Annotated in this window: 21 protein-coding genes; 8 read left to right on the top strand and 13 right to left on the bottom strand. The window is 48.2% G+C overall.

Going from position 1 to position 26,529, the window contains the following annotated elements; translation table 11 throughout:
* Window positions 1–85: 85 nt before the first annotated feature.
* The 5 genes from N5E87_RS07880 (at window position 86) to xthA (ending at window position 5,255) form a co-directional block, all read left to right on the top strand.
* Window positions 86–2,299, top strand: coding sequence for a TonB-dependent siderophore receptor (locus tag N5E87_RS07880; RefSeq protein ID WP_164717935.1), 2,214 nt, complete (start codon window positions 86–88; stop codon window positions 2,297–2,299).
* Between the two features lie 91 nt (window positions 2,300–2,390).
* Window positions 2,391–3,437: a siderophore-iron reductase FhuF gene (gene fhuF / locus N5E87_RS07875; RefSeq protein WP_086904507.1), complete on the top strand. Its 1,047-nt coding sequence runs from the start codon at window positions 2,391–2,393 to the stop codon at window positions 3,435–3,437.
* Window positions 3,438–3,598: 161 nt separating this feature from the next.
* Window positions 3,599–4,144, top strand: a complete 546-nt coding sequence (locus N5E87_RS07870; RefSeq protein WP_011716559.1) for a septation protein A — start codon at window positions 3,599–3,601, stop codon at window positions 4,142–4,144.
* Window positions 4,144–4,443, top strand: a complete 300-nt coding sequence (locus tag N5E87_RS07865; protein ID WP_011072939.1) for a YciI family protein — start codon at window positions 4,144–4,146, stop codon at window positions 4,441–4,443. Before N5E87_RS07870 ends, N5E87_RS07865 begins: the two co-directional genes overlap by 1 nt.
* Window positions 4,443–5,255 carry an exodeoxyribonuclease III gene (gene xthA, locus N5E87_RS07860; RefSeq protein ID WP_086904508.1) on the top strand — a complete coding sequence of 271 codons (813 nt, stop codon included), beginning with the start codon at window positions 4,443–4,445 and terminating at the stop codon, window positions 5,253–5,255. Before N5E87_RS07865 ends, xthA begins: the two co-directional genes overlap by 1 nt.
* Before the next feature lie 471 nt (window positions 5,256–5,726).
* On the opposite strand, the gene N5E87_RS07850 is transcribed toward xthA, so the two are convergent.
* From N5E87_RS07850 to N5E87_RS07805, 10 genes are all read right to left on the bottom strand, one after another.
* Complete coding sequence (locus N5E87_RS07850) at window positions 5,727–6,236, bottom strand: Sbal_3080 family lipoprotein (RefSeq protein WP_226984098.1); 510 nt, start codon at window positions 6,234–6,236, stop codon at window positions 5,727–5,729.
* A 138-nt stretch (window positions 6,237–6,374) separates the two neighbouring features.
* Complete coding sequence (locus tag N5E87_RS07845) at window positions 6,375–7,190, bottom strand: hypothetical protein (protein ID WP_232015279.1); 816 nt, start codon at window positions 7,188–7,190, stop codon at window positions 6,375–6,377.
* 903 nt (window positions 7,191–8,093) lie between these two features.
* Window positions 8,094–9,548, bottom strand: a complete 1,455-nt coding sequence (locus N5E87_RS07840) for a methyl-accepting chemotaxis protein (RefSeq protein WP_279775251.1) — start codon at window positions 9,546–9,548, stop codon at window positions 8,094–8,096.
* Window positions 9,549–9,662: 114 nt separating this feature from the next.
* Window positions 9,663–10,154: a DUF1097 domain-containing protein gene (locus N5E87_RS07835; RefSeq protein ID WP_011622224.1), complete on the bottom strand. Its 492-nt coding sequence runs from the start codon at window positions 10,152–10,154 to the stop codon at window positions 9,663–9,665.
* A 370-nt stretch (window positions 10,155–10,524) separates the two neighbouring features.
* Window positions 10,525–12,771, bottom strand: coding sequence for a molybdopterin cofactor-binding domain-containing protein (locus N5E87_RS07830; protein ID WP_086904080.1), 2,247 nt, complete (start codon window positions 12,769–12,771; stop codon window positions 10,525–10,527).
* A 1-nt stretch (window position 12,772) separates the two neighbouring features.
* Entirely contained in the window at window positions 12,773–13,270 is a 498-nt protein-coding gene (locus N5E87_RS07825; RefSeq protein WP_011625802.1) for a (2Fe-2S)-binding protein, read from the bottom strand.
* Between the two features lie 3 nt (window positions 13,271–13,273).
* On the bottom strand, window positions 13,274–13,960 hold the full coding sequence (locus N5E87_RS07820) for a nucleotidyltransferase family protein (protein WP_126512937.1): 687 nt from the start codon (window positions 13,958–13,960) through the stop codon (window positions 13,274–13,276).
* Window positions 13,960–14,973 (bottom strand): XdhC/CoxI family protein, encoded by a 1,014-nt coding sequence (locus tag N5E87_RS07815; RefSeq protein ID WP_279775250.1) that lies wholly within the window; start codon window positions 14,971–14,973, stop codon window positions 13,960–13,962. Before N5E87_RS07815 ends, N5E87_RS07820 begins: the two co-directional genes overlap by 1 nt.
* Before the next feature lie 232 nt (window positions 14,974–15,205).
* The gene (locus tag N5E87_RS07810; protein WP_218558452.1) at window positions 15,206–16,945 is read right to left on the bottom strand and encodes a methyl-accepting chemotaxis protein; all 1,740 of its coding nucleotides are present in this window, start codon (window positions 16,943–16,945) and stop codon (window positions 15,206–15,208) included.
* A 350-nt stretch (window positions 16,946–17,295) separates the two neighbouring features.
* Window positions 17,296–17,940 carry an MBL fold metallo-hydrolase gene (locus tag N5E87_RS07805; RefSeq protein ID WP_086904076.1) on the bottom strand — a complete coding sequence of 215 codons (645 nt, stop codon included), beginning with the start codon at window positions 17,938–17,940 and terminating at the stop codon, window positions 17,296–17,298.
* Between the two features lie 179 nt (window positions 17,941–18,119).
* Between N5E87_RS07805 and N5E87_RS07800 the strand changes: the two genes are divergently transcribed.
* Entirely contained in the window at window positions 18,120–19,409 is a 1,290-nt protein-coding gene (locus N5E87_RS07800; RefSeq protein WP_011622217.1) for an alpha/beta fold hydrolase, read from the top strand.
* 343 nt (window positions 19,410–19,752) lie between these two features.
* Here N5E87_RS07800 and N5E87_RS07795 read toward each other — a convergent pair whose 3' ends face one another.
* Window positions 19,753–21,873, bottom strand: coding sequence for a DNA topoisomerase III (locus tag N5E87_RS07795; RefSeq protein WP_011622216.1), 2,121 nt, complete (start codon window positions 21,871–21,873; stop codon window positions 19,753–19,755).
* 199 nt (window positions 21,874–22,072) lie between these two features.
* On the opposite strand from N5E87_RS07795, the gene N5E87_RS07790 reads away from it, so the two are divergent.
* Window positions 22,073–22,360, top strand: a complete 288-nt coding sequence (locus N5E87_RS07790) for a hypothetical protein (RefSeq protein ID WP_086904075.1) — start codon at window positions 22,073–22,075, stop codon at window positions 22,358–22,360.
* A gap of 363 nt (window positions 22,361–22,723) precedes the next feature.
* Window positions 22,724–24,211 (top strand): alanine/glycine:cation symporter family protein, encoded by a 1,488-nt coding sequence (locus N5E87_RS07785; protein WP_086904074.1) that lies wholly within the window; start codon window positions 22,724–22,726, stop codon window positions 24,209–24,211.
* Window positions 24,212–24,325: 114 nt separating this feature from the next.
* On the opposite strand, the gene purF is transcribed toward N5E87_RS07785, so the two are convergent.
* Complete coding sequence (gene purF / locus N5E87_RS07780; RefSeq protein WP_011622213.1) at window positions 24,326–25,840, bottom strand: amidophosphoribosyltransferase; 1,515 nt, start codon at window positions 25,838–25,840, stop codon at window positions 24,326–24,328.
* 179 nt (window positions 25,841–26,019) lie between these two features.
* Window positions 26,020–26,508, bottom strand: coding sequence for a CvpA family protein (locus N5E87_RS07775; RefSeq protein ID WP_011716539.1), 489 nt, complete (start codon window positions 26,506–26,508; stop codon window positions 26,020–26,022).
* Between the last annotated feature and the right edge of the window lie 21 nt (window positions 26,509–26,529).

Below are 26,529 nucleotides of genomic sequence, written 5' to 3'. Positions count from 1 at the left end.
ATCACTTTTAACCTTGAGTGGGCCTTACGCCCACTCTGGACACGCGTCTGTGCCCAAAAACAACCTAGTCAATCAAACAGCCTAAATGGAATTTAAGATCATTATTATGAAAACCTTCCCCCTCAACCGTCTCACGGCGCACTGCCAACTCGCCATCACACGCCCTGAGCTTATTCTCTGCAGTGCCATACTCAGCATGCCCTATGCTTATGCCGATGCCAGCGATACCCAGAAAAAATCCACCAAAGACATTGAAATCATTAATGTCGTTGGCGCTAAGGATCTCCATGATAATCGCTACAAAACTCAGGCGATGAACACGGCAACGGGTCTAGATTTGTCTTATTTAGAGACGCCGCAATCCGTCACCTCTGTAACCAGCCAAATGATGCATGACCAACAACTCAACAGCGTCATCGAAGCCATGACTAGCGTGGCAGGCATCAATGCTCGGCCGATGGACAACGACAGATACAGCATCAGCTCACGGGGAATTGCGGTCACTAGCATTCTTTACGATGGCGTGCCTACCACCTATGACACCCGTTTTAACTACGGCGATAACCTTATCGACACCGCCATCTACGAGCGCGTGGAAATTGTCCGTGGCGCCACAGGGTTAATGACAGGTGCGGGTAATCCCTCGGCCGCGATTAACCTTATTCGTAAACGCCCAACGCAAGAATTTATGGGCAGCACCTCAGTGAGTGTCGGCTCATGGAACAATCTGCGCGGTATGGTCGATTTATCCAGCGGTTTAAATGATAGTGGCAGCATTCGTGGCCGGGTTGTCGCCGCCTATCAGGATAAAGAATCCTTCCAAGACAGATACGAGCAACAACGCACCACCCTCTATGGCATTGTTGAAACCGATATTACCGACAGCACACTGCTGACCTTAGGCGTGGATTACCAAGACACCACGCCCGAAGCCACTATGTCAGGCGGTCTGCCGCTGTTCCACAGTGATGGCAGCCGTACAGATTACGATCGCGCCACTTCCACCGCCCCCGATTGGGCCTCGGCGCATACCCAAGGGCTCAACACCTTCGCCAGCCTTGAACATCGTTTTGATAACGGTTGGGAACTAAAAGGCACCTACAGTTACGGTGATAACTCGCTGAAATATAATGTGCTGTGGGCTACAGGTTATCCAGATCCGGTAACGAACATAGGCGCAACCGCAGGCTCAATCGCCTATGTCGATGGTAGCCGTACCCAACATAACCTCGACTTACGGGCTCAAGGAATGTTTGCCCTGTTTGGCCAAGAACATCAGCTCACTTTTGGCTGGACGGGTCAGCGCCAAGAGTTTGCCAACCCTTACTATTATCCTACGGCCGCCGTGCCGCCCTTGGGAGATTTTCGCGATCCCAACTTCCAGTATCCAAAACCTCAGTGGAAAGAGACTCACACCACGGGCTCCTTCGGCGAAACCGAGCAAAGCGCCGCCTATGTGGCTACGCAGCTTAATCTAACCGATGCTTTGGCATTGCTCGCAGGCCTGCGCCTTAACCAGTGGCAAACCGACCAAGATAACTTTGGCAGCATGTATGATTTTAAGGTCGACAATGAGCTCACCACCTATTTTGGCCTGACCTACGCACTGAGCGAGCAATACTCGCTTTACGCCAGTTATACGGATATTTTCGCGCCGCAAACCTTGCAGCGCATCGATGCCAGCTACATCGACCCCGTCAAAGGCAAAAACTACGAGACGGGCATTAAGGCCAGCTTGATGGATGAAAGCTTAGATATGTCGTTGTCGGTATTTGAAATTCGCCAAGACAATGTTGGTGAACGCACCGGCGATGTGCTGCCAGGCACCACTATCCCAGTGTATCGAGAGGTTAATGGCACTAAGACCCAAGGTTTTGAGTTTGAATCCACAGGCAAAATCACCGATGACTGGAATATCTACTTCGGCTACACCCAATTCAGTACCGATGATCCTAAGGGCAATCGCATCAACACCTCATCACCTCGCCAGCAGCTAAAACTCTTTACCACTTATACCTTTAGCGGCGATTGGAACAAGTTGCAGCTTGGCGCTGGGGTTAATTGGCAAAGCCGAGTCTATCAAACCGTCAACTCGCCCTTAGGCAGAGTCGAAGTTGAACAAGACTCCTATGCATTGGCCAGCTTGATGGCAAGTTATGCCTTTACCGAGCAGCTAAAGCTAAGCGCCAATGTGCACAACGCCTTGGATAAAACCTACTACAGCCAAGTGGGGCAATATAGCCAATTCCAATATGGCACCCCACGCAGCGTGAGCGTGAATGTAGATTATCGCTTCTAGCGGACTGTCGATAACTAGCGGTTAATCAATGAAAACTGCGGTGAGTTTAGCGTTCACCGCAGTTTAATCAATTCAAGCCAAAGGAGTGATTATGGCGCGCCAAAGGGAAACGCTACCGACCTTAGTTAAGCTTTCCAGAGGAACTCAACCTGATCATACCGAGCAGTGTCATCACAACCCTTCACAGAGTGTTGGCACTGTGGTCAGCGTGCAAACAACCGACTTAACAGCGCTAAGCCCTGCGGATTTAACTCAAGTCGCCAAAGCGTTTAATCAACGACTGGCGCTGCGCGCCCCATTTTATGCCCAGCACTTTGTGGCAACCACCAAGCCCCAAGGACTCAGTTTTGATACTTGGAGTCAGCCAGCCGTTTATCAGCAGCTTTTACTGGATTTTGCCAAGGCCTATCCACCTTTGGCAAAAACCACTTCATCTATCCCGTTAGAAAATATACCCGAGCAGATTTTGCTCAGCCATAGCCATCATTCCAAAGCCCTGCACTCGCTCTGGGGACAGTGGTATTTCGGTCTGTTAGTGCCCCCCATGTTGGAATGGATTATTAACGCGCCGCACTCGCTCGCGAGCACGATTGAGCAGATTGAGCAAATTGAGCAGCTTGATATAGCGCCTGAGCATTTTTATCTTCGGCCCCACGATTCGGGCAGAGTCGCAGGTTTTGAGTTTCAATTAACTCCCATTCCTCGGGATAACGTCGCCATAGTAAAAGCCGGCATAGTTAAATCCACTGTCTTAACGCCACCCCGCGAGCGACAACTTATTCAGTGGATTCAAAGCCATCTAATCCCTAGCGTTGAACGATTAACCGGTTTAAGCCCAACCCCCGCAAAGTTGTATTGGAGCCATTTAGGCTACCTTATTCACTGGTATTTGGGCGAAATGGCATTACCAGAAATTGAATTTGAGCAGCTTAAGGCGCTGCTGTTTAACACTAAATCCTTTGACGATGGCGAGGTTAATCCACTCTACAACAGCATTAATCTGCTGCCCAATTCTGCTGCTGACGCGGACAATATTCGCCGAGTCTGCTGCTTAAGGTATCAACTTGCCAACAGTCATCGCTGCGGCGATTGCCCGTTAGCCACGCGCGCCCAAGCCAAACGTGCCGCGCAAGCTTAGCCTTATCGGTCACAGCCCACTTAGTTGTAAGGGCAATAAGTATTGCAGCAGCCCTTGCCGCCACTTTCATGCAACAGTTAGCAATCGGTCACCTTTCACGGCTTTTTCCCTCTAGTCCCCCGTGCTACACTCAAGCCCACGTCTTCTTAACACGATTATTTATGAAACAACTGCTTGATTTTCTGCCCCTCATTATCTTTTTTGCCGTCTATAAATTTTTCGATATTTATATCGCCAGTGGCGCCTTAATCGCAGCCACCGCACTGCAATTAGTCGTGACCTATGCGCTGTACAAAAAATTGGAGAAGATGCACCTTATTACCTTCGCTATGGTGACAGTGTTTGGCACCCTCACCTTAGTGTTCCATGACGATGCCTTTATCAAGTGGAAAGTCACTATTATTTATGCTTTATTTGCCCTAGCCCTTGGCGTGAGCCAGCTACTCAACAAGTCGATTTTAAAGTCCATGTTGGGTAAAGAGATGAAGGTGGCCGATAAGATTTGGGCACACGTAACTTGGTACTGGGTAAGCTTTTTTGCCATCTGTGGCCTAGTCAATATCTATGTCGCCTTTAGACTGCCGTTAGAAACTTGGGTGAACTTTAAAGTGTTTGGCCTCACCGCCTTAACCCTGATTAATACCGTTATCACCGTCTTTTACCTTTATAAACATCTTCCCGAAGATCAACGCAAGGAACTCAAATAATGTGGTATATGATTTCAGCTCAAGATGTTGAGAACAGCTTAGAAAAACGTTTAGCGGCGCGTCCTGCGCATTTAGCACGCTTACAGGAACTGGCCGATGAAGGTCGCTTGCTGGTTGCGGGTCCACACCCCGCTATCGATAGCGAAAACCCAGGCGATGCGGGTTTTAGTGGCTCGTTAGTGGTGGCGGATTTCGATTCGTTAGCCACGGCTCAAGCCTGGGCAGATGCCGATCCTTACTTCGCTGCGGGCGTATATCAAAGCGTTGTGGTAAAACCCTTCAAACGAGTTCTCCCTTAATGAAAATCGTTTCTTTCAATATCAATGGATTGCGTTCTCGCCTGCATCAATTGCAAGCGTTAATCGACAGCCATCAGCCCGATATTATCGGCCTGCAAGAAACCAAAGTGCACGATGAAGCCTTCCCGCTCGCCGAAGTCGAGGCCATGGGCTATCACGTGCATTACCACGGTGGCAAGGCACACTATGGCGTAGCCATGCTCTCCAAAGTCGCACCTATCAAGGTGCAAAAGGGTTTTGCAACCGACGAAGAAGATGCACAGCGCCGCATGATTATCGGCACCTTTGCTCAGGCAAATGGCCGTCCGTTAACTGTGTTGAATGGTTATTTCCCTCAGGGCGAAAGCATCGACCATCCGACAAAGTACCCTGCTAAACGTAAGTTTTATCAGGACTTAATGGCGCATTTGCACGCTAATCATAGCAATGATGAAGATATCGCCATTATTGGGGATATCAATATTTCGCCCATCGATTTGGATATTGGCATCGGTGAAGTCAACCGCAAACGTTGGCTAAAAACCGGAAAATGCAGTTTCCAACCCGAAGAGCGTGAATGGCTCAAGACCCTGCAGGATTGGGGATTGGTGGATACCTTCCGTCAACTACACCCCGACCGCAGCGAGCGTTATTCATGGTTCGATTACCGCAGCAAAGGCTTCGATGATAACCGCGGCCTACGCATAGATGTGATCTTAGCCACGCCGTCACTGGCCGCACGTTTAGTCGAATCCGACGTCGATTACGATCTGCGCGGTATTGATAAACCCTCAGATCACGCGCCAATTTGGAGCACCTTTAAAGAAGCCTAACTCGCTCGAGTAGCTACTTTAATCGATATAAAAAACATCGGCCTAGGCCGATGTTTTTTGTTTTAGAGCTCAGTAAAATCGGATGCATTATGGGCAAAAGCGAAATAGTCGCTTTACCTATTTATGGAATTTATTGTCATTGTTTACCCAGTGACTCGCCGCCTTTTTATTTAACAAGAAATATTCCTATAGGCTCGACGGCGACATCCATGTCGCCAACGGTCACTGGTGCCCCAATGCCAATTTTAACTACCCATTTACGATATGTATGTAAAAAGAAAAGGGGCAAAAATGAGTTAGGTTATTAACTCTAACTCGTCATTTTCGGATGAAAATCTCTATGGGCTAACGCCCTGTTAAGGTGTGAGCAACGCAATACCGAAGCCGCCGCATACAACCTTAATCACTAAACGCAACGCATAGTAAAAATGCCACGCGTTGCGAATCACTCTTAAACAGTTTGTTATAGCGCTAGTTTGGCGTAGTTGATGAAGACGCGTTTGCTGCTTGAGTTGCTTGTTCTGGTGTCATTTGGCCAAAAAGCGTGTCCATCATAAAACCAATTCTCTTACTTGCATCACCAAATTTATTAGGATTAGCGGTATAAGGAACTTTAAATTTCACTTCCCCAACTCTTTGCCCGCCTTGATAAGCTGTTATCTCCGCGTTTTTCAAATATAACGCCAGATCCCACCCCCAGTGACCTTCATATTCAAGAGTCAATTTGTTCAGGTCGTGCTTAGAATTATCAGGTACGACAACATAAGAATAGTTATGTTCTTGTAGCCAAGACTCAATTGTATTTTGGAACCCAGAGCGAGTTTCATTATCTTTAACAACAACTATTTCCGACTTAATATTAGTCTCTGGAACAGGGGTGCCCATATATCTGGGCGACCCACAACCAACTAGTGTAAGAGAAGCTAAAGACAACACTATAATTTTTTTCATTTTTATTTTCTCATATTGTTTTTCAGGCACATTGTATCTGTTTGTGTATTGCGCTATAACGCCCCGCTTAGGGGCACAAATACGTGAGCTAAAATCCGGAGCGAAGCGACGCAGCCCACGTGTTTGTGTCCCTGCGAGCTCGCGAGCGACTAAAGCGGATTGTTAGTGCTAAACACTTGCATCTATTTTTAATGGATTATCTAAATTTGGCAATTGAAGCCCAGTTTTATCATAACCAACAAAAGAAAAACTGGACTTATTTACTAAGCCCTTAACTTCAGCTTCGACTAATTCTCTCATGCTCGCTTGAACATTATTGTGGACTCTGAACATTTCTTCGTTAGTTTCTTTAATCGTTTTCTCTAACGCTTCCATAGCTGAACCTAAAACAGGTATTTTAGACAGTTCAGACCACATGTAATTTTTTAAAAATGAAACTAAAAATGACCAGGCACTATTAATTGAGAAGTACGAACCATCCTGATTTTGCTTTAAAGTCGCAATAACTTTACCTAAAGCAGACATCATCGAAACACTGTCTACTTCACCACTATTCTGAATTTGCTCTAGAATAGTTACGATTTCACTAAACAATTCACTCAGCCTGCTCTCCGACTTGTAATGCTGAAATATTGCATCGAAGTCAAATGCCTGCTCGGAAGGATTATCAAAGATCCAAACATGTTCCTTAATTTTTTTCTGGTAAGTAATCAGATGATTAATTAAATGAGTCTGATTCCATGACCCAGATTTAAAGCGTTGTAAAGCATCTATTAGTGATGGAAGCCAATCAGGTGTGTCTTGTTGGGATATTGAAGCTTTCAGATCATTTGATTTTGTAAGCGCCACATCTGCTTTTGACTTTTTTACCTCCAATTTCTCACCAACTAAATGATTAACCAGCTCATTTAGTGATTCGATCAGTTCCTTATGCTTTTCTTTAACAAAGCGCATATGGAATTGAACACTAGCATTTGAAGTCAAATGAATTCTCCTTTAGCACTAACATTTTATTCGTGCGCATGCGCGTTTATCATGTTAGACCAGTGAAAACGCGCACAGTTAACTATCTGTATACAAAGAACTTATCAGCTTTTTGCCTAATATACCATCTGGAAAAACGCGCATGCGCGTTTTCCAAACCTATTAACTAAAACTCAGTTACTATATTCACCTGATTTTATAGAGTTTTATTTATTTCGGATGGAATTAGTGCGCACTGATTTTGTCTGAAAATCATACAAAAATACCTAAATTTAAATACGACTGTATACCTATACATTATTAGTCGATTTCTGGTAAGGCCAAACATAGGCAAATAGATAAGAATATTTATGGCTGCATGTGTGGGAATTTTCGGTTGAGCTAAAGAGCCGAAACAAGGAATGGGGCAAAAGCTTTTAGCCAGATGAACAGTTCAATGGTCGTCAAAATTGTCACTGTTGCAACAGTGACCGTTGGCGGCATGGATGTCGCCGTCGAGCCTATAGGGACACTTCTTGTTAAATAAATAGGCGGCGTGTCACTGGGGAAACAATGACAATTAATCCTACACACCTGACGACGAACTTATCTCGCTTTGGGGCAAAAGCTTTTAGCCAGATGAACAGTTCAATGGTCGTTAAAATTGCCATTGTTGCAACAATGCCCCTCTAGAATAGGGATATTTTAGTAATAAAAGGAGAGCGTGGTATTGGGGGAATAGTGACGATTACTGCTAAGCAACTCAGTTATCTGCTTTGAGGTATTTCGAAAATGAAATGGCGGAAATCTACGATTTCCGACATTTTCAGATGATACGCTAATGCTTTATATGAGACTCAGTATCGGGTGTTATTGCTCAACTACCCACACTGAAAACTGGCAATGCCCACATTGAAGGTAAGATTAGCTAGTGCGGTACTGTTTAAGGATCCCTTCGAGTTCAACCGAAGCATGTTGCAAATCATGCGCTAGGGTGACACTGCGCTGCGCCGTTTGTTTAATGGTATCGGATTGATGACGGATCTCATTGAGCTGGCCAGCAATATCACGGGCGGCGACGCTCTGCTCTTCCGCCGATGCAGCAATCTGGCTACTCATATCGAATACGGCATTAACCGATTGTGCCATCCCTTCGACATCGTCGCCCACGGCAATAATGGCGCTGCGGCCTTCATCGGCGCGGTCTACAATCTCGGTGGTGATATTGGAGAGCTGACGAGTGCCCGATTGCAATCCTTCGATCATCGCTTGGATCTCAACTGTCGCTTGTTGAGTACGTCCCGCTAAGGTACGCACTTCATCGGCAACCACCGCAAAGCCGCGGCCTTGCTCACCCGCACGCGCCGCTTCGATGGCCGCATTCAGCGCCAGCAAATTGGTCTGCTCGGAAATACTATTGATGGTCGTCACCACGGCATCGATACCCGCCGCATCCTTAGATAATTGTTCTACCGATGAAAATGCTGCGCCAATTTTGGTTGAGAGTTGCCCAATACTGTCGACCGTATGGCTAATACGCCCTTGGCTGGCACTCATTTGGCTGGCGTTATCTTTGGTCTGGAGCGAGGTGTTACTGGCATTGACCGACACTTCTTCAATCGCCGAGGTCATCTGCGCCATGGCCACGGCCACAGAGTCTAAAAATTGATGCTGGGCACCAATTAACTCGCCACTGCTTTTGGCCTGCTGATTAAACTCATCGGCGGCGAGGGAGAGCGTCTGAGCATTGCTGCGGATAGCACTCACCATTTCGCTCATGTTATCGGCACAGCGGTCAATTTCGCGGGCGATTAAGCTGAAGTCATCGGTACCGAAAAAGTTTAATCTGAAACTTAAGTCACCATCGGCTAAGCGTTTGATGGCCATGTACATATCCCACAGGCCACCACCGAGGGAGGTTGAAATCCAGTAGCTGAGTTGGAATAAGGGCAATAAACCGATTAACGCGAGCCAAAACATTAAGTTAGCATCGCTGCGCCCATCGCTTTCCCATTGAGCAACATTTTGCGACAGCTCGAGTGCGCCGCTTGATCCCACGCTGGCACTGGCGGTCACATTATCTCTTTGACGCTGAGCCTCAGTTTGGCGACTGACAACACTTAAACCATTGTCACGGGCAAACTGTGACAACGTATCCCCTGTCAACTGCAGTGCATTCGCGACTTGAGCAAAGGCATCGACCGTCGCCTGCACCCGAGCCAAAGAGGCGGCTTCGAGGTTGCGGTGGGCATGTTGGTAATTGACTAGTGCAACGGCGGCGGTGATCAGCGCCACCATAGAGCAGACAACCCAAAACTTTCCGTTGAGACTGAATTTGATCAATATGGCATCAATGGTGCGAAACTGGATTTGTTTCATCTTGATATTTCCTAAGACCTAAAGGCTATCGGGTACTAAATCAGCATTATAGCTCATATATTCCATCACTTTTTTACCGCACAGGCATCATCTGCACATTAAAAAATGATGAATTTAATCGGCACTGGCGATTTCAGAACCTGTTGATGCTGACCATTTTTGGCGAAGGGTGACTAACTGCGCCGTCAACAAACTCATGCAAAAACCCAACAGGGCGCCCAACACTAAGGATGGCACAATATTGGCGACATCCCCTGCCATGGCAAAGGTAATACAACAGCCAATAAAGGCGCCGGGAATAAAACTTAATTTTTGATAACTGGCCTGTAGGCACATTGCCGAGGTCGCGATACCCGTAAACAGATAACCCGCCACAGGCGATACGAAGAAACTGCTACCGCTGATAATGAGCCAAGCCCAAAACACACCGGAGAGATTGGTGCACCACGCCATCATCACGCCTTGAAAACCGGCCTTAGGCTGAGCAAAGAAGGTGCTACAACCTAAAAAGCCAATCCAAGTAACGAGATGAAAGGCATCTGCGATACCACACCAGACAGCGGCTAATAGCCCCGCCGAAATAGCGACTTGCCAACGATTTTCCATGATGACCCCTTTGTATTGTTTTCACGGAAGTTAATACTCAAATGCGCTTAAGGTGCGGCTGTATTATGGTGTTATAGCGCCCTTCACTTCCGTGTCGATCAATTTTTAGTAGGGATCTGCAATCGAAAACTGACTCACAGGCCGACTAGGAACCGATTCAAATGAATGTGTACGCGAGTCCGCATACCTTAGGTCACTTGAGTAAACATATTGGTTAAATTACCTCTATTCTGGTAACAAAAACCTGATCTATTGCTAATTTTCGGCATTAATGCCCGTAAATTTGCTAACAAGCAATTTATTTGTGGTAAAAAAACGAAAAAAGCGCTTATTAGGCGCTTTTTTGCTCACTCAGGTGTGGTTTACAGCATCACACCTTTAACTGTTTATTAACTGGCAGATCGCGGATCCTAAGGCCTGTTGCGGCAAATATCGCGTTGGTCAGGCTTGGTGCCACCGGCGGCACGCCGGGCTCACCCACACCCGCAGGCGGTGCATCCGAGTCGATAATGATGATCTCCATCTCTGGCACTTGGGGTAAACGTAGCAGCGGATAATCATGGAAGTTAGACTGCATCACCTTACCCTGCTGGTAACTGATCTCACCCATTAGCGCCAAGCTTAAACCAAATACTATCGCGCCTTCGGTCTGCGCTTTCACCCTGTCGGGGTTAACTACAGTGCCCGCATCAATCGCAGCAATGGCATTCAGCACCTTAAGCTGTTTGTCCTCGCCGACTTCTACCCGCATCGCCACAGCCACCACACTCACAAAGCTGCGGTGCACGGCAAAGCCCCAACCTTGATTCTTACCCGCTTTAGGCGCCTTGGCCTGAGCTTGTTCAACCGCCTCAATCACCTTGAGGTAACGGCCGACATCGACGGGATGACGGTTTAAGTCTTCGCCATAGTTGCCATATTTAAAGCCTTGGTTCTCAAAGGTCTCTCGCCTTGCTTGGCCCAGTAAGCTGCGCCACATATCGGGGCAAGATAACTTGGCTTTATGGGCCATTTCATCGACAAAACTGCCCACGCCAAACCCATGTTGAATGTTACATACCGAGCGCATCCAACCGATACGGCTATGAGCTGTGGCCTTAACGGCCTCGTAGCTTAAATTTGCGAGGGCAAAGGGCACATCGACAAAGCCTAAATCCAGCTCTCCACCGGATGGATACTCAACGCCCTCGGCAAAGGTGGAGCTGATGGACGGGAAGCCCGTACGCGCGAGCAGCGCCGTTGGTTTGTTATTGGCATCAAACAAGGCCTGATAACACTGGGCGCTGATGGCATGGTAATAACCGTTTTGGATTTCATCCTCACGGCTCCAACTCACCTTCACTGGCCGTTTAAATTGCTTGGAGAGTAGCGCCGCCTCCACACTGAAATCTGGTTTGGACTTGCGCCCAAAGCCGCCGCCCAGTAGCGTCACATTCACTTTCACCGCATCCTCGGCAATACCTAAGGCCGCGGCCACATTTTGTTGGGTACTCTGCGGTGTTTGTGTCGATGCCCAAATTTCACAGCCCTTCTCGGTCACATTGGCGGTGGCCACAGGCGGTTCGATGGAGGAATGGATAAGGTAAGGCACGGTATAAATCGCCTTAAGGGTATCGTCCTTCGGCCAGGCTTTGACCTCATCACCAACTTGACGTACCACCTTGCCAGGGGCTTGTACCTTGTCCACCAGCTCTTTAAGGTAGGTTTTAGAATCGTGGCTGCTGTTGACAGACTGAGTCCAGCTCACTTGCAAGGCTTTACGCCCCTGCAGCGCGCTCCAAGTATTTGTCGCCACCACAGCTACGCCGCCTAAGGCTTGAAAAGCGGGAGCGCCCTTGGACGTTGGCAAACGGTACACATCGACCACACCTGCTACTTTGCGCGCCGCACTATCGTCAAGACTTGCGACATCGCTCCCCAATACGGGTGGACGCATAATGCTGGCATAAAGCATGTTATCCACTTGAATATCATAGCCATAGACAGCCTTACCCGTGAGCATGGCCTGCATATCGACTATCTGACGCGATGCACCAATTTGCTTAAAATCCTTAACCGCCTTTAATCGCAGCGAGTCGGCTGCAGGCAATGGTAATCCTGCCGCATCGAGGGCTAATTCGCCAAAGCGCGCAGCACGGCCAGATTTGGCATGCAGCACTTGATGATCTTTAGCCTGCACTTCACTCACTGGCACTTTCCAGCGGGCTGCAGCGGCTTGCTCAAGCATGGTTCGAGCCATCGCGCCCATCTCACGCATGCGGTCATAGTTTTCGCGGATACTGCGGCTACCATCGGTATTTTGGCTGGCGTAACGTTTATCGGCGAGCCCTTGAATAGGCACTATTTTATCCCAATCAGCCTCCAGTTCTTCGGCCAAGATTTGTAAAATCCCCGTGCGGATCCCCTGACCCATTTCGGAGCGGTGGCAGGTCAAATAAACCTTATCATCCTCACCGATGGCGATAAACAGATTGAGCCGCGCCTGTTGGTCCTGTGCCAATGCCATTGGACTCCAACTGAGACCACTTGCCCCGAGTGCGAGGCCGCCACCGACGGCGCCGAAGAGTTTTAACACATCGCGGCGACTGATATTTTCAACTGCGGTGAATGTACTCATCTTAGCCCTCCTGTTTGGCATAGCTTTGCAGCGCCGCTTTTATCCGAGGATAGGTACCGCAGCGACACAAATTACCCGACATGGCTGCATCGATTTGCTCCGCCGATGGTTTTGGATGCTGAGTGACTAAAGCCGCTGCTGACATTAATTGCCCCGCCTGACAATAACCACACTGAGGTACATTGTGTTCGGCCCAAGCATTTTTAAGCTTTTGATTATCCAGTCCTTCAATCGTGGTCAGTTGTTTGCCCTGCGCCTGGGATACGCTAGTTAAACAGGCGCGCACTGGCTGACCATCTAAATGAACGGTACAGGCGCCGCAGAGTCCGGCACCGCAGCCATATTTAGTGCCCGTTAAGCCTAAAATATCCCGTAACGCCCAGAGGATAGGCATATTGGGATCCGCATTTAAGGTAAAAGATCTGCCATTAATGGTCAGGTTTTGGGAAGGCATCGCAAGACTCTGGTCCTTTGCCGCCTCCGAGGATGGTATTGCCATAACTCACTCCTTAAGTGCCAACCACGACGCAAGATCGGCTTTAGTATCAATATCAATCGCGGCATGGGGTAAGGATACAGCCACTAGCTCACCCACATTTGCCAATTGTTTTAAGATGGATTTGGCGCCGCGATCGCCGGTCAAATCCGTTAATAAATCGAGTATTGAGGCATTAAAAATAGCAGGGGCACCTAATTCATCCAACTTCCCTGCTGCGTGATAATAAATCGCGGCCACAGATTGCTGACTCGTTTGCCAGGTCTCAATCAACTGCCGATAGTCTTCAAATGTCAGCGCGACCTGATCCGCTAAGGTGAGTAACATGCCATCAAACTGCTGCGCTTTGGCAAAGTCCGCCGCTGCGCGCAGCGACGATGACAACCCAATTTGCCAGTCGGCATTATGCAGTAGCGTGAATTGATTCGCCCCAAAAGCCTCAAGTTGGGGGCGAAGTTCGTGGGCATGGGCACCGAGCACCACCAGCAGCGAAGCGCTGACTTGATTGGATGCCCCTATTGCCAATGGCGCCGAGGTGAAACGAGCCAAACGGTCGATATGGCGTTGTAAGATGCTCTGCCCGCTATTTGCACTAGAGGTCGTTGATAATGGCTGCGCCAGTTTAATCCCCTGAAATCGCCGGCTCTCACCCGCAGCCAGCACGGCAATTAACAAGCGTTGGCGGCTCAGCATTAGGGCATGATCCCATCGAGAATCGAACATGGCGCGCCGTGTAGCACCCCATGGCATTGGGCCAAGATACTCAAGGCAATGGCGCTCGGCAACTCACCACCGAGCGCAAGCCCCGCGGGCGCCGAGAAAAAGCCATTAAACGAATCGGTACTGAGTTCAGCCATCTCCAGCACTTTATCCCGCCGATGAGCAGGCCCTAAAAGCGCAATATATTTAAGATCAAAGGGTTGAATGGCTTTGAGAGCCACCGCATCTAAGTTCAGATTATGGTGCATAACCACAGCACAATCTAAGGATGCAACAAGGGCACTCGCCTCATGAACACTTTGCTTGACGATATGGGCATGGGGAAAGTCAGCACTTCTCGCGTAGGCGGTGCGCGTATCAAACACACTCACCTGCCAACCTAAACTGTGGGCAATCGTCGCCACGGGCTTAGCATCGATACCCCCACCAAAAATCCCTAAATGAAATCGCGGTCTGAGCGGGATGATGAGCGCCTCCCCTTCAGGCTGGCTGAGTATGCCCGCCTTAGGAAAGTCCGCGGTAGGAAAAGGGGCACTCTGGGCCGGATAAAACTGCGCGGCGTAACTGCGAGCATCACTGCCCGCGGGTGCAAGAGGTAATTGATAGTAGCCCGACTGCCCCTTACGAAAGGCTTGCACTATGTCCACTAGGCCAAGATCATGATTTTCTTTAAGCAGAGGGATCAACATGATATCGACTTTACCGCCGCAACCGAGGCGGTAGCTGGCATCGGATTCATCGGTCGCATCGTAGGTGACACAAGCAATCTGCTGCGATTGCATGGCTTGCTGCGCATGACGGCGAAGATCCGCCTCTAAACAGCCACCACTTAAGATCCCCGCGCCTTGGCCAAACTCGTGGAATAACATCATGGCACCGGGCTTACGGTAGGACGAGCCTTGGATATGGGTGATCACCGCCAGCACCCACGCATCATCGGCTAAGGGGAGCCAATGCTCTAATAAGTCTTCCATTTGGTGATCCATCGACCTAGGCTCCCTCTCTATTCCACTAATCAATAGGCACACGTATGACAACTGTAGTCATCAATTAGCATCATTATTCATAAACATTATTTTTACCGAATGTAGAACAAGCTAACAAAGGCAACTCGAATTTAAAAGGGAAAAGAAGCGGAAAGGTTGATTGGATTAAGCGGAACAGTCTGACATCCCTGTCATCTATGCAAGTCCCATTGCAGGACCCCGAGATTAAGTATTAAAACTGATATTCCCCCGCTTTGGTGCGTAGCGCTTGGGATTGATTATCCAAACTGATGGAGGTGGACTCTATTTGCTCGATAATTTGCGAGACCTCGCGGGAGTTATCGCGGATCACCACAAGGCTAGTGGCAATGTCCTTGGACACCAAAGATTGCTCCTCGGTTGAGGCGGCGACTTGCGTATTGATCCCATGGATGGCCGCCGTGCTATGGCGAATATCATCGAAGACAGTCACGATACGCTGTAATTCACCTGAGGCTTTCTGCATTAAACTCGCCGCCTGGGTGACAGAGCCGCCCACCTGATTGGTTCGATTCTGCAAACTGGCGACAATATCATCGATTTCCTTAGTGGAATCCTGTGTCCGCTGGGCGAGTGAACGCACTTCATCGGCCACCACAGCAAAGCCTCGGCCCTGTTCGCCTGCCCTCGCAGCTTCAATCGCCGCATTGAGCGCCAGTAGGTTGGTTTGTTCGGCAATTGCCTTAATGACGCTCAGCACATTACTCACTTGGGTGCTCTCGTTCACTAAATGCTGCATCGAATCTTGGGTAGTCGTAAATTCGCTCTCAAGCACGGCCATGGCATTGAGCGCCTCAGATACTGTATCTTGGCCAACGCCCACATGGGTTTCATTTTCTGCCGCACGAATTTCGGCGTTGGAGGTGCTCTCACTCACATGCACTAAGGTGGTAGTCATCTCTTCCATCGCGCTCGCGCTGGCGTCTAACTCTTTGGCGACGCGGTTCGAGCTTTCACGCGACACTTGAATGGAGGCTTTGGTCTGCTTCGCTAAATCGGCGACCTCTTTGGCAATCCCGTCTGTAGTCGCAAGAGAGCTGGCGAGGGAAGAAATAAACAAATTAATTTGATTAACGATTTCACCAATCTCGCCCTGCGCCGAGACAGAGATCCGCCGCGCCAGATTTTTAGAACGTTGAATATCGAGTAGTTCACGGCAGGTTTGCACTATCGGCGTTACGATGCGACTCTTCACAATCACAAAGCCACCAACGGCGACCAAAATCACCAGAAACAACACAAACTGTGAGCCATTGAGTGCCATATTCAAGGAGTCTAATCGATTGCTCACTTCGCCTTCGGTACGTTTATCCAAAGCAGTAAAGAACTCGTCGATAGGCTGCATGATCTTGGCCTTTTCCCTATGGTATTGCTCGCTGTGCAGTAGTTCTCGCGCCATCGCTAGGTTTGGTTCACCTTTAATGCTGTAGGTTTGGGTATTAGGATCCATAAAAATCCCTTTGACCGCATTCATCGCCTTGACCTCAAGGGCGACTAAGGCATCAGAATTTTGCTGCGCCTGCTCGAGATAATGGAATTCCTCGTCGGAGAACCCTAAGGCCTTCATTTGGCTTTTGATGGCGACTCTGGCACCGTCTGGCTTAGGTTTATCTCCGTAACTGAGCACCAAATCCCAATAAATTTGGTGATATTTTTCCGGCCTCGGTTTTTCGCCATTACGTATCGCCAAAATATCCATATACATTTTTTCGTACTTATCCTCCCCAGTCACCGCATAGGTTCGGGCGAGCCTCGTTAAATCATCGGAGCTTTGCCTTAATTCATCGGCAATTTGGTAGGATTGATAGCGAATATTCGCTGCATTGTTAAAAAGCTCAATCTTAGATTTGACATTAAAACTCAACACCGCCGTAATCAACGCACTGACGACTATGGTGGAAAAGACAACACTCATCATGGTTTTTGTGTTCATAGTAACCCCGATAGACAGATACCACTGCAACTTAAAGTCTAGTTGGGAATGGGTCACTCAAAGGTAAAAGACAGGATTAAAATTAAATAATATAGTGAGTTACGAACGATTATCAGTTGCAGGCAAAACGTAAAACCGCAACAACTTTGCTTATACTCAGTTGATATTGATATAAATAAACAAGATAGGAAAACGGAACACTTACTGGATGATTTTCATCCACCATGGCCACAAGGTTCACATCCAGTATATGCGAAATGACGAACAAGCCTCATGGCACACAAGCTTGCTTGTGTGCCAAATTCACGAGGGAATTGCGGTGAGTTATCGGTCAGAGAAAACCTTAAGGCTTACAACAGTAACTGATCAGCCACAAAGGGGTTATGTTCGCGTTCTTCACCGAAGGTCGACATAGGTCCGTGGCCGGGAATAAATTCTACATCCGCCCCTAAAGGCCAAAGTTTAGTGGTGATGGAGTGGATTAAATCCTGATGATTAGATTGCGGGAAATCCGTACGACCAATCGAGCTTCTAAACAGAATATCGCCCACCCAAGCCAGATGTGCGTCAGCGGAATAAAATGCCACGTGGCCCGGAGTATGCCCGGGGCAATGCAACACGCTTAAACTTTGTTCACCCACGGTAACTACATCACCATCCTGCAAATATTGCTCGGGCTCAAAGGCTTCGCAGTGGGGAAAACCAAAGTTTTGGCTCTGTTTTGGCAGGTTATCAATCCAAAATTTGTCCGCTACATGGGGGCCAATAATAGGTACATTCGTTTGTTGCGCCAACAGCTTAGCACCGCCCACATGGTCGATATGGCCGTGGGTCAGCAGGACTTTTTCAAGGGTCAGTCCCAACTTGTCCACTTCGCCTAAAATACGGTCGACATTCCCTCCCGGATCGACAACCGCGGCACGCTTAGTTTTTTCACACCAGATCAAGCTGCAATTCTGCTGGAAAGGTGTCACAGGAATAATTTGATACTTCATAGCTTCAATCTCGTGTTATCCATAGCCGATAGATTACGCTAAGAGGCTTATCATGGCTCAAATTTTTACAATAAAAATTGATCTTAACCAAAGGCTAACCAAATAATCCCAACTTGCGACAACAGGGCTTTTGTATACAATCTGCCCTAAACAACAAGCCCTACTCTTAAGGTTAATTGATGAAACCCGATATGATGCTCGCTGGTGTTCTCGCCAAAAAACACACTTTTACCCTGCCGCTTAATTATCAACAGCCGATTGGTGAACAGATCAGTGTGTTCGCTCGGGAACTCTGCGCCATTGAAAATAAAGATAAAAAACTGCCATATATCGTTTTTTTTCAGGGAGGCCCCGGCTTTGCTGCCATGCGCCCCGCTAATAATAGCGGTTGGATCCGCCGCGCACTCAAAGAGTTTAGAGTATTGTTGCTCGACCAACGGGGTACAGGACTCTCTAGTCCCATCAATTACCAAAGCCTCGGCCACTTAACCCCAGAACAACAGGCCGAGTATTTAAGCCACTTCAGGGCAGATAGTATTGTCCGTGATGCCGAGGCGATCCGTACCCAACTCTGTCCCGCCGATAAATGGGCGATTTTAGGTCAAAGTTTTGGTGGTTTCTGCGTGCTGCATTACTTAAGCGCCGCCTCTCAGGGCGTGAGTGAAGCCTATATTACCGGCGGAATTCCTTCTTTAACACGTAGCAGCGATGAGGTGTATCAAGCCACCTATCAGCGCGTACTCGCTAAGAATAAGGACTTCTTCCTACGCTTCCACGATGCGCAGCATCTGGTGACTCGCCTCGCCAAACATTTACTCGAACATCCAGTGCATTTAGCCACCGGCGAGCGCCTCACGGTCGAAATGCTGCAACTGCTCGGTATTAACTTGGGCATGGAGCAAGGCCCAGAGTCGGTTTACTATTTGCTTGAACAGGCGCTGGTGCACTCGCCCCAAGGTGATTATGTCAACCCTCTGTTTTTAAATCATTTCTGTCAATTGCTCGACTATAACACCAACCCGATTTTCGCCCTGTTACACGAGGCCATCTACTGCCAACACAGTGCGTCACAGTGGTCTGCCCATAGGGTGCGTGAGCAGTATCCGGCCTTTAACTATCAAGTGGGTAAGCCTTTCCTGTTTACCGGCGAAATGATTTACCCTTGGATGTTTGAACAATTTAGCCATTTAGCGCCACTGCAAGCCGCGGCCAATCTCCTTGCCCATAAGACGGACTGGCCAGCACTGTATAATCTTGAGCAGCTCAGCCATAACCGCGTCCCCGTTGCTGCGGCGATTTACAGCGAAGATATGTACGTAGAGATGGACTATAGCCTCGAAACAGCCAAACAAGTTGCGCACTTAAAGTATTGGTTAACCTCAGAATATGAACACAATGGCATTCGAATGGATGGCGAGCGGATCTTAGATAAGCTCATTAGTCTCAACCGCGGTGAACATTTGAGATAAATGTTAATTTTAAGGGTTAATTAAGTAAAAGCTGTCATTGTGTGCTGGCTCCTCATCCATATGAGTGATTTTGGCTACAACATTCAACGACCAATTTCCGTAAGAGTAATCCGTATTGGCTTACTCTTTTTTTTTGCCTAAAAAAATGCACTCAACGGGGTTGAGTGCATGACAAACATAGTCAAAAAAGCAGGGGAGCGAGTTTCTAACCAAGATGAAATTAACGTTTCATCTATCAGCACTCGCTAAATATCGTGATTGGCGGCAATTAAATATCGCGGAATATATTAAATATCGTTACTAGATCGCGAGCATTAGCGACAGTTTGATTACATTTGTGTCATCAAGCTTGGGCGGGCGCTTTGCTCGCTCGCCGTCTAGGCGTAGTAGGCGTACCGGATGTCGAGACCGTCGATTTAGCCGCGGTAGTTTTAGCGGCCGAGCTTCCCACTGCCGCGTTTTTAGTGCCGGATTTTTTCCATCCTGCCCCTTTGGCTCCAGCTTTTCGATAGCCGGACTTTTTCGTTGCTGCACGCTTAAAGCCCTGCCCTTTTAAGCCATTGAGGGCTGAGGGTAATTGAGCGCCCGCATTTTCAATTAAGTTATTTAGCGTCCCCAGCAGTGGTTGCATAAAGCCTTGATATGAGATTTCTTTATGGCAGATGCCGTTTAGACTTGCCTCCCACAGCGCCGTCATATCGGGTGTCGTGGCGCTAAGGGGTAAACTATTAATTAAGCCCTTGCCCACCTCCGTGGCCACAATCGACTTGCCCTGACGCTGAATAAAGCCCCGTTTAAACAGCAGTTCAATAATGCCTGCGCGAGTCGCTTCCGTACCTAAGCCATCGGTTTCCTTTAAAATTTTGCGGATCTCTGGGTCAGTCACATAACGGTTAATCCCCGTCATCGCACTCAGCAAGGTAGCATCGGTAAAGGCTTTGGGAGGTTGAGTTTGCTTCTCGACCAATTCACCTTGGTGACAATGAAGAACTTGTCCTAAGGTAAGAGGCGGTAACTGACCAAGATATTCCCCTTCCTCTGTGTCCTTGTCGCCTTGCGCAAAACTCGCTGCGGATGATGCGTCCTTTCGTTCGTTCTCTTCTCTGGCAAACAGTTGTTTCCAACCGAGAGACTTATCCTGTTTTGCCTTAGTTTTAAAAAGGCCACCTTCGATCGTCACTTCGACCGCGGTTTCACTGTAGCAATAGGCAGGGTAAAACTGCGCCAAATACTGGCGAGCAATATGCAGATAAAGCTGCCTTTCCCGCTGGCTTAAACCAGCTAGATTGGGCTGTTTTTCCGTTGGAATAATGGCGTGGTGAGCATCGACTTTTTTATCATCCCACGCCTTAGATTTAAGCCGAGGATTGGGCGCCTCAGCGTGTGCGACTAACTCGGGCGCACCGCCCGTAATGGCCGCTAATACCCCGCTTGCAAGCCCATGCTGCTCGGTGGGCAAATAACGACTGTCTGAGCGTGGATAAGTGATTAGTTTATGGCGCTCGTATAAGCTTTGGCAGGTATCGAGCACGTCCTTCGCGCTCATCCCAAAGCGCTTGGCGGCATCGATTTGCAGCGCCGATAAACTATAGGGCAAAGGCGGATTCTGCTGCTTATCCTTAGTGCTTAACTGGGTCACTTTGGCGGGTTTATCGGTGATCCGACGCACCACATTTTGTGCTAGGCCCTTAGCGAGCACGCGCCCTTCCTCATCCATATAGGGTAAACAGGCTTCACTGGGTTGCCACTTCGCCGTGAAAGCCTGATCTTTGTCCGTCACTAAGTGGGCCAGAACCTCATAAAAAGGCTTAGATTGAAAATTTGCGATTTCCTCATCGCGGCGCACGATAAGCCCAAGCAGCGGGGTCTGTACTCGACCGACCGATAGTACGCCCTGATAGCCGACCTTTTTCCCTTGAATAGTGTAGGCCCGCGTCATATTCATGCCATAGAGCCAATCGGCGCGACTTCTGGCAAGCGCCGAGGTCGACAAAGGAATAAACTCACGATTACTGCGAAGTTGCGACAAGGCACGTTTCACCGCCTGCGGGTTTAAGTCGCTGATAAGGAGTCGCTGCGTTTGCTGTAATTTATCGCCCGTCACGCCCAAATAGGCGATCACTTCATCAACCAATAACTGCCCTTCTCTGTCGGGATCGCCCGCATTCACTAGCGTATCGGCCTGCTTCACCAGCTTTTTAAGTACTGTGAGTTGGCTGCGGGTCGCGGCCTTAGGTTTAAGCTGCCACTTCTCAGGCACTATGGGTAAATGCTCAAACTTCCACGATTTAAACTCGGGATTATAGGCATCGGGCTCAGCCTGTTCGAGCAAGTGCCCGACACACCAAGACACACAGTTACCGTTTGCGTCTTCGATAAACCCGTCACCTTTTTTGTGGGGTTTAGGCAGCACATCGGCGATTGCACGCCCTAGGCTTGGTTTTTCGGCAATATAGAGGATCATATCTACATTAAATACTGGATATAATTACAGTGTAATTTAGCCCAAAGCAGACAAGAGTGCAAACCGCCGTTTTACCTCGAGGGCCGATTTAACTCGCTCTGCGGTAACGAAACACTAAAGCTGTGTAAATTTGGTTGAGAATAATTCTCATCTAAACATAAAATCCCTTGCATCCGTTACGAAAAATCGAGAGAAACAAATGAATACACTGACCTTGCCCAGCCCTTCAATCCCAGCCTTTAAGCCAGCACTCGCCTTAAGATTCAATCAATTGGTGATCTTCCACAGCCTGTTATTATTGGCGTTAAGTCTGCTTTGTGAAATGGGGCTTAAAAGGCTAGAGCTTGAGGCGTCTTTCCTTTATTGGGGAGTTATCCTGTATTTGCCCGTGGCCGTGAGCCTGTCTTTGCTATTAAAACATAGCGTTAGCCGCCGCAGTCTGGCATGGCTATTCGGACTATGGATGCTGTTATGGCTGGTGATGTAAGCCCCGGTTTTAAGCCTTGTATGGATACCCACACTTACATCCGTTTAGGTCAAATAAAGAGCTCTAACTCCACGCACCTTGTCTCATCTTTCTCCTACATCCCGACTGTCAAACGCAGCTCAAAACCTAGCTAATTAAGGCACCGCTAAATCCCCTATCAATAAAGCAATCAAATAAAGAACGTTAAATTATCAATTATTTAACAACTTTAGCTATGAAGCGGCTTAAAAAGTCGTTATGTTGAAGCTCTTGGACGTCCCCACGCGTCTTAACCTTAGGCCTAATTGGCTGTTTAGTAGCCAAAATCACAAACAAAAATCTTAAAAACTCTGCAAAAACAACAGAATATTGGAGTTGAATTATATGAATGAGATTGTTAATGCGGTCAACAATATCGTTTGGAGCCCCGCGCTCGTTTATCTTTGCCTCGGTGTAGGACTCTTTTTCTCCCTGCGCTCACGTTTCTTACAGTTACGCCATTTACCCGAAATGATCCGTTTAATGTTTGATGGTAAGAGTACAGATGCTGGCGTGTCTTCCTTCCAAGCTTTAGCCATGACCTTAGCGGGTCGTGTGGGAACCGGTAACATTGCTGGTGTTGCCACAGCGATTACCTTCGGTGGGCCGGGTGCATTGTTTTGGATGTGGATGGTGGCGTTTCTTGGCGCCAGCTCCGCATTCGTCGAATCCACCTTAGGCCAAGTCTACAAAGAAAAAATCAACGGAGAGTACCGCGGCGGCCCTGCCTTTTACATTGAAAAAGGCTTAGGCATGAAGTGGTACGCTTGGACATTTGCCATTGCGACCATTTTTGCCTGCGGGATTTTACTGCCAGGCGTGCAAGCCAACTCGATTGGTTCGAGCCTAAAAACCGCCTTCGATATCGACCCTAACGTCACTGCCGCTATCCTCGCTATGCTGTTAGGTTTCATTATCTTTGGTGGCGTGAAACGTATTGCCCACTTCGCCAGTACCGTAGTGCCCTTTATGGCGCTCGGCTATATCATCGTCGCCTGCGTGATTATTGCCCTTAACATTGGTCAGCTGCCCGATATTATTATGTTGATCCTAAAAAGCGCCTTCGGCCTCGATGCGGGCTTTGGTGCGATTCTCGGTCTTGCGATTATGTGGGGGGTAAAACGTGGTATTTACTCAAACGAAGCAGGCCAAGGTACAGGGCCGCACGCCTCTTCTGCCGCAGCGGTAAGCCACCCTGCAAAGCAAGGATTAGTACAAGCATTCTCTGTGTACATTGACACTCTTTTTGTGTGCTCTGCCACTGGTTTTATGCTGCTCATCACTGGACTTTACAATGTGCAAGGGCCTGAAGGTGTCGCGCTCTACACTGGCATTGCCGGCGTTGCAGCGGGCCCTGGCTATGTGCAAACCGCGATGGAAAGCATGATGCCAGGCTTTGGTAATATGTTCGTCGCCGTCGCGTTGTTCTTCTTCGCCTTCACGACCATTGTGGCCTACTACTATATTGCCGAGACCAACATCGCTTATATCAACCGTAAGGTAAATCGTCCTTGGCTGACCGTAGTACTGAAAGTGGTGCTGATGGCGTCAACTGTCTATGGCACAGTGAAAACCGCCGATTTAGCATGGGGCATGGGTGATATTGGCGTAGGTTTAATGGCTTGGTTAAACATTATTGCCATTATTCTATTGCAACGCATCGCCTTCACTTGCCTTAAGGATTATGAGTCACAACAAAAACAAGGTATTGAGCCGCGATTCGATCCTGAAAAACTCGGTATTCCCCATGCGGACTATTGGGTTGAGCGTAAAAATGCGCAGGATGAGCAAACGGCTCTCAATCAATCAGGCGAGAATCCCAAAGCTTCATAAGTGTTTATTATCAAAACAAAAAAGCCAGTGACTCATCACTGGCTTTTTATTTGGCGTTTTAAAGTGTGCTAACGCTTACCGCCAAACACACTTTTTCATCTTAAGCATTTCATCTTATGGATGGCAAACGTTGTGTAACTCTAAGTTAGTGCCAATGTCTTTATTACGGTCGGCTTTGGCATCGTCGTTACGTAACTGAGTTAAGTGGTCGAGGTAAGATTGGTCAACATCGTTAGTGATGTAGTGACCGTCGAACACTGAGGTTTCGAAACGTTTGATCTCTGGGTTTTCCATTCTCACCGCTTCAACCAGATCCGGCAGATTTTGGAAGATAATGCCATCGGCGCCAATCAGCTTAGCAATTTCGTCGGCATCACGACCGTGGGCAATCAGCTCATTCGAGGTTGGCATATCGATACCGTAAACGTTCGGGAAACGAATTTCCGGTGCCGCCGAGGCAAAGTACACTTTCTTCGCACCCGCTTCACGCGCCATCTCAATGATTTGCTCAGACGTGGTACCACGAACGATAGAGTCATCCACTAACAGCACGTTCTTACCTTTAAACTCAGTGTTGATGGCATTGAGTTTACGGCGTACCGATTTTTTACGCTCCTGTTGACCAGGCATAATAAAGGTACGGCCGATATAACGGTTCTTCACAAAACCTTGGCGGTAAGGTAAGTCCATGCAACGGGCGATTTCTAATGCGATATCGCATGAAGTTTCAGGAATCGGGATCACCACGTCGATATCATGGTCGTACCATTCTTTTTTGATCTTTTCACCGAGCTTGGCCCCCATGTTCACGCGGCTGGCATAAACAGAGACATTGTCGATAGTCGAATCAGGACGCGCAAAATACACGAATTCGAAGATACAAGGTGAGTAGCTTGGCTCTTTGGCGCATTGGCGAGTGTAAAGCTGACCATCGAGAGAGATATAAATCGCTTCGCCTGGCGCCACATCGCGCATCACTTCAAAACCCACTGCATCGAGCGCCACGCTCTCAGAGGCCACCATGTACTCAGTACCGGTTGGGGTTTCGTGCTTACCTAATACCAGTGGACGAATACCGAAAGGATCGCGAAAAGCCACCAGACCTTGACCGATAATCATAGCCACAACCGCGTAGGCGCCACGGGCTTGCTCGTGCACCTTGGCAACAGTGTCGAACACCTCATCGGCGGTCAGCATCAAGCTGGTAGTTTTTTGCAGCTCATCGGCTAACAGGTTCAATAATACTTCTGAGTCGGATGTGGTGTTCACATGGCGACGTTTTTTGATCAGGCCTTCAGCTAATTCAACCGTGTTGGTTAAGTTACCGTTATGGGCTAATGAAATCCCAAATGGTGAGTTAACATAGAAAGGCTGCGCTTCTGACGCGCTGGAACTGCCTGCAGTAGGATAACGTACGTGGCCAATACCTGCATTACCCTGTAGGCGCTGCATGTGTTTGACTTCAAATACATCTTTGACCAGACCATTGGCTTTACGTAGTCTGAAAGCACCACGATCAACGGTCACAATACCTGCCGCATCCTGACCTCTGTGCTGAAGCACGGTCAGTGCGTCATAAATGGTCTGATTAACCGATGATTGGCCAACTATTCCGACGATACCACACATGGGTAAGCTTCCTCATTGTAAGATGTTCTATGCCCTTTCATGTTGAAATATAAGTAAAAGACGAAGTAAATCCCCAGCCATACGGCTTAAGTGCTTCATCTCAGTGTTGAGTCCGAACCTTGGGCTTTGGGCTCAACCTTACTTATCCTCCATCACTTAGGATAAATTTATTGTCTTTTTTATAGTTTGGGTACAAAGCTGGAGGTGTTTTCCAAATAGTGAAAGAACCATTGGATCACAACGCCAAATTCGGGCACTAGTACAGAGTCCTTCCACCATTGGGTGTTGGGTGAGCCTGTAAAAGCATCCATAAAAAACAGCAGCGCGCTGACGATCAGAGCGCCCCTAATGGCACCGAAACACAGACCTAAGAGTCTGTCAGTGCCTGATAATCCGGTTTTAACCACTAATTGCCCAATGATGTAATTGATGAGGGCGCCGAGTATTAAGGTGGTGATAAAAAGAATAGCAATGGAGACCCCATTGCGTAGCACCTCATCGTTCATTTGCGTGAGATAAACGGCGAGGTCTTGGTAAAATTGGCTGGCAACAAAGAAAGCCGCGAACCATACCACTAACGACATGGCTTCTTTGGCAAATCCGCGGATCAGACTGATAAGAGTCGATAACCCGATAACAAAGATGATAGCGTAATCAATCCAAACCATTGAGATGGCTTTCCAGCATAG

Source organism: Shewanella sp. GD03713, assembly GCF_029843705.1.
GTDB lineage: Bacteria > Pseudomonadota > Gammaproteobacteria > Enterobacterales > Shewanellaceae > Shewanella.
The sequence above is the reverse complement of the archived record's forward strand: the minus strand, read 5'-3'. Positions and strand labels throughout refer to the sequence as shown.

Coding starts and splice junctions, on each gene's coding strand:
- N5E87_RS07880 (WP_164717935.1), top strand. CDS start 86: ATGGAATTTAAGATCATTATTATGAAAACCTTCCCCCTCAACCGTCTC.
- fhuF (WP_086904507.1), top strand. CDS start 2,391: ATGGCGCGCCAAAGGGAAACGCTACCGACCTTAGTTAAGCTTTCCAGA.
- N5E87_RS07870 (WP_011716559.1), top strand. CDS start 3,599: ATGAAACAACTGCTTGATTTTCTGCCCCTCATTATCTTTTTTGCCGTC.
- N5E87_RS07865 (WP_011072939.1), top strand. CDS start 4,144: ATGTGGTATATGATTTCAGCTCAAGATGTTGAGAACAGCTTAGAAAAA.
- xthA (WP_086904508.1), top strand. CDS start 4,443: ATGAAAATCGTTTCTTTCAATATCAATGGATTGCGTTCTCGCCTGCAT.
- N5E87_RS07840 (WP_279775251.1), bottom strand. CDS start 9,548: ATGAAACAAATCCAGTTTCGCACCATTGATGCCATATTGATCAAATTC.
- N5E87_RS07835 (WP_011622224.1), bottom strand. CDS start 10,154: ATGGAAAATCGTTGGCAAGTCGCTATTTCGGCGGGGCTATTAGCCGCT.
- N5E87_RS07830 (WP_086904080.1), bottom strand. CDS start 12,771: ATGAGTACATTCACCGCAGTTGAAAATATCAGTCGCCGCGATGTGTTA.
- N5E87_RS07825 (WP_011625802.1), bottom strand. CDS start 13,270: ATGGCAATACCATCCTCGGAGGCGGCAAAGGACCAGAGTCTTGCGATG.
- N5E87_RS07820 (WP_126512937.1), bottom strand. CDS start 13,960: ATGCTGAGCCGCCAACGCTTGTTAATTGCCGTGCTGGCTGCGGGTGAG.
- N5E87_RS07815 (WP_279775250.1), bottom strand. CDS start 14,973: ATGGATCACCAAATGGAAGACTTATTAGAGCATTGGCTCCCCTTAGCC.
- N5E87_RS07810 (WP_218558452.1), bottom strand. CDS start 16,945: ATGAACACAAAAACCATGATGAGTGTTGTCTTTTCCACCATAGTCGTC.
- N5E87_RS07805 (WP_086904076.1), bottom strand. CDS start 17,940: ATGAAGTATCAAATTATTCCTGTGACACCTTTCCAGCAGAATTGCAGC.
- N5E87_RS07800 (WP_011622217.1), top strand. CDS start 18,120: ATGAAACCCGATATGATGCTCGCTGGTGTTCTCGCCAAAAAACACACT.
- N5E87_RS07795 (WP_011622216.1), bottom strand. CDS start 21,873: ATGATCCTCTATATTGCCGAAAAACCAAGCCTAGGGCGTGCAATCGCC.
- N5E87_RS07790 (WP_086904075.1), top strand. CDS start 22,073: ATGAATACACTGACCTTGCCCAGCCCTTCAATCCCAGCCTTTAAGCCA.
- N5E87_RS07785 (WP_086904074.1), top strand. CDS start 22,724: ATGAATGAGATTGTTAATGCGGTCAACAATATCGTTTGGAGCCCCGCG.
- purF (WP_011622213.1), bottom strand. CDS start 25,840: ATGTGTGGTATCGTCGGAATAGTTGGCCAATCATCGGTTAATCAGACC.
- N5E87_RS07775 (WP_011716539.1), bottom strand. CDS start 26,508: ATGGTTTGGATTGATTACGCTATCATCTTTGTTATCGGGTTATCGACT.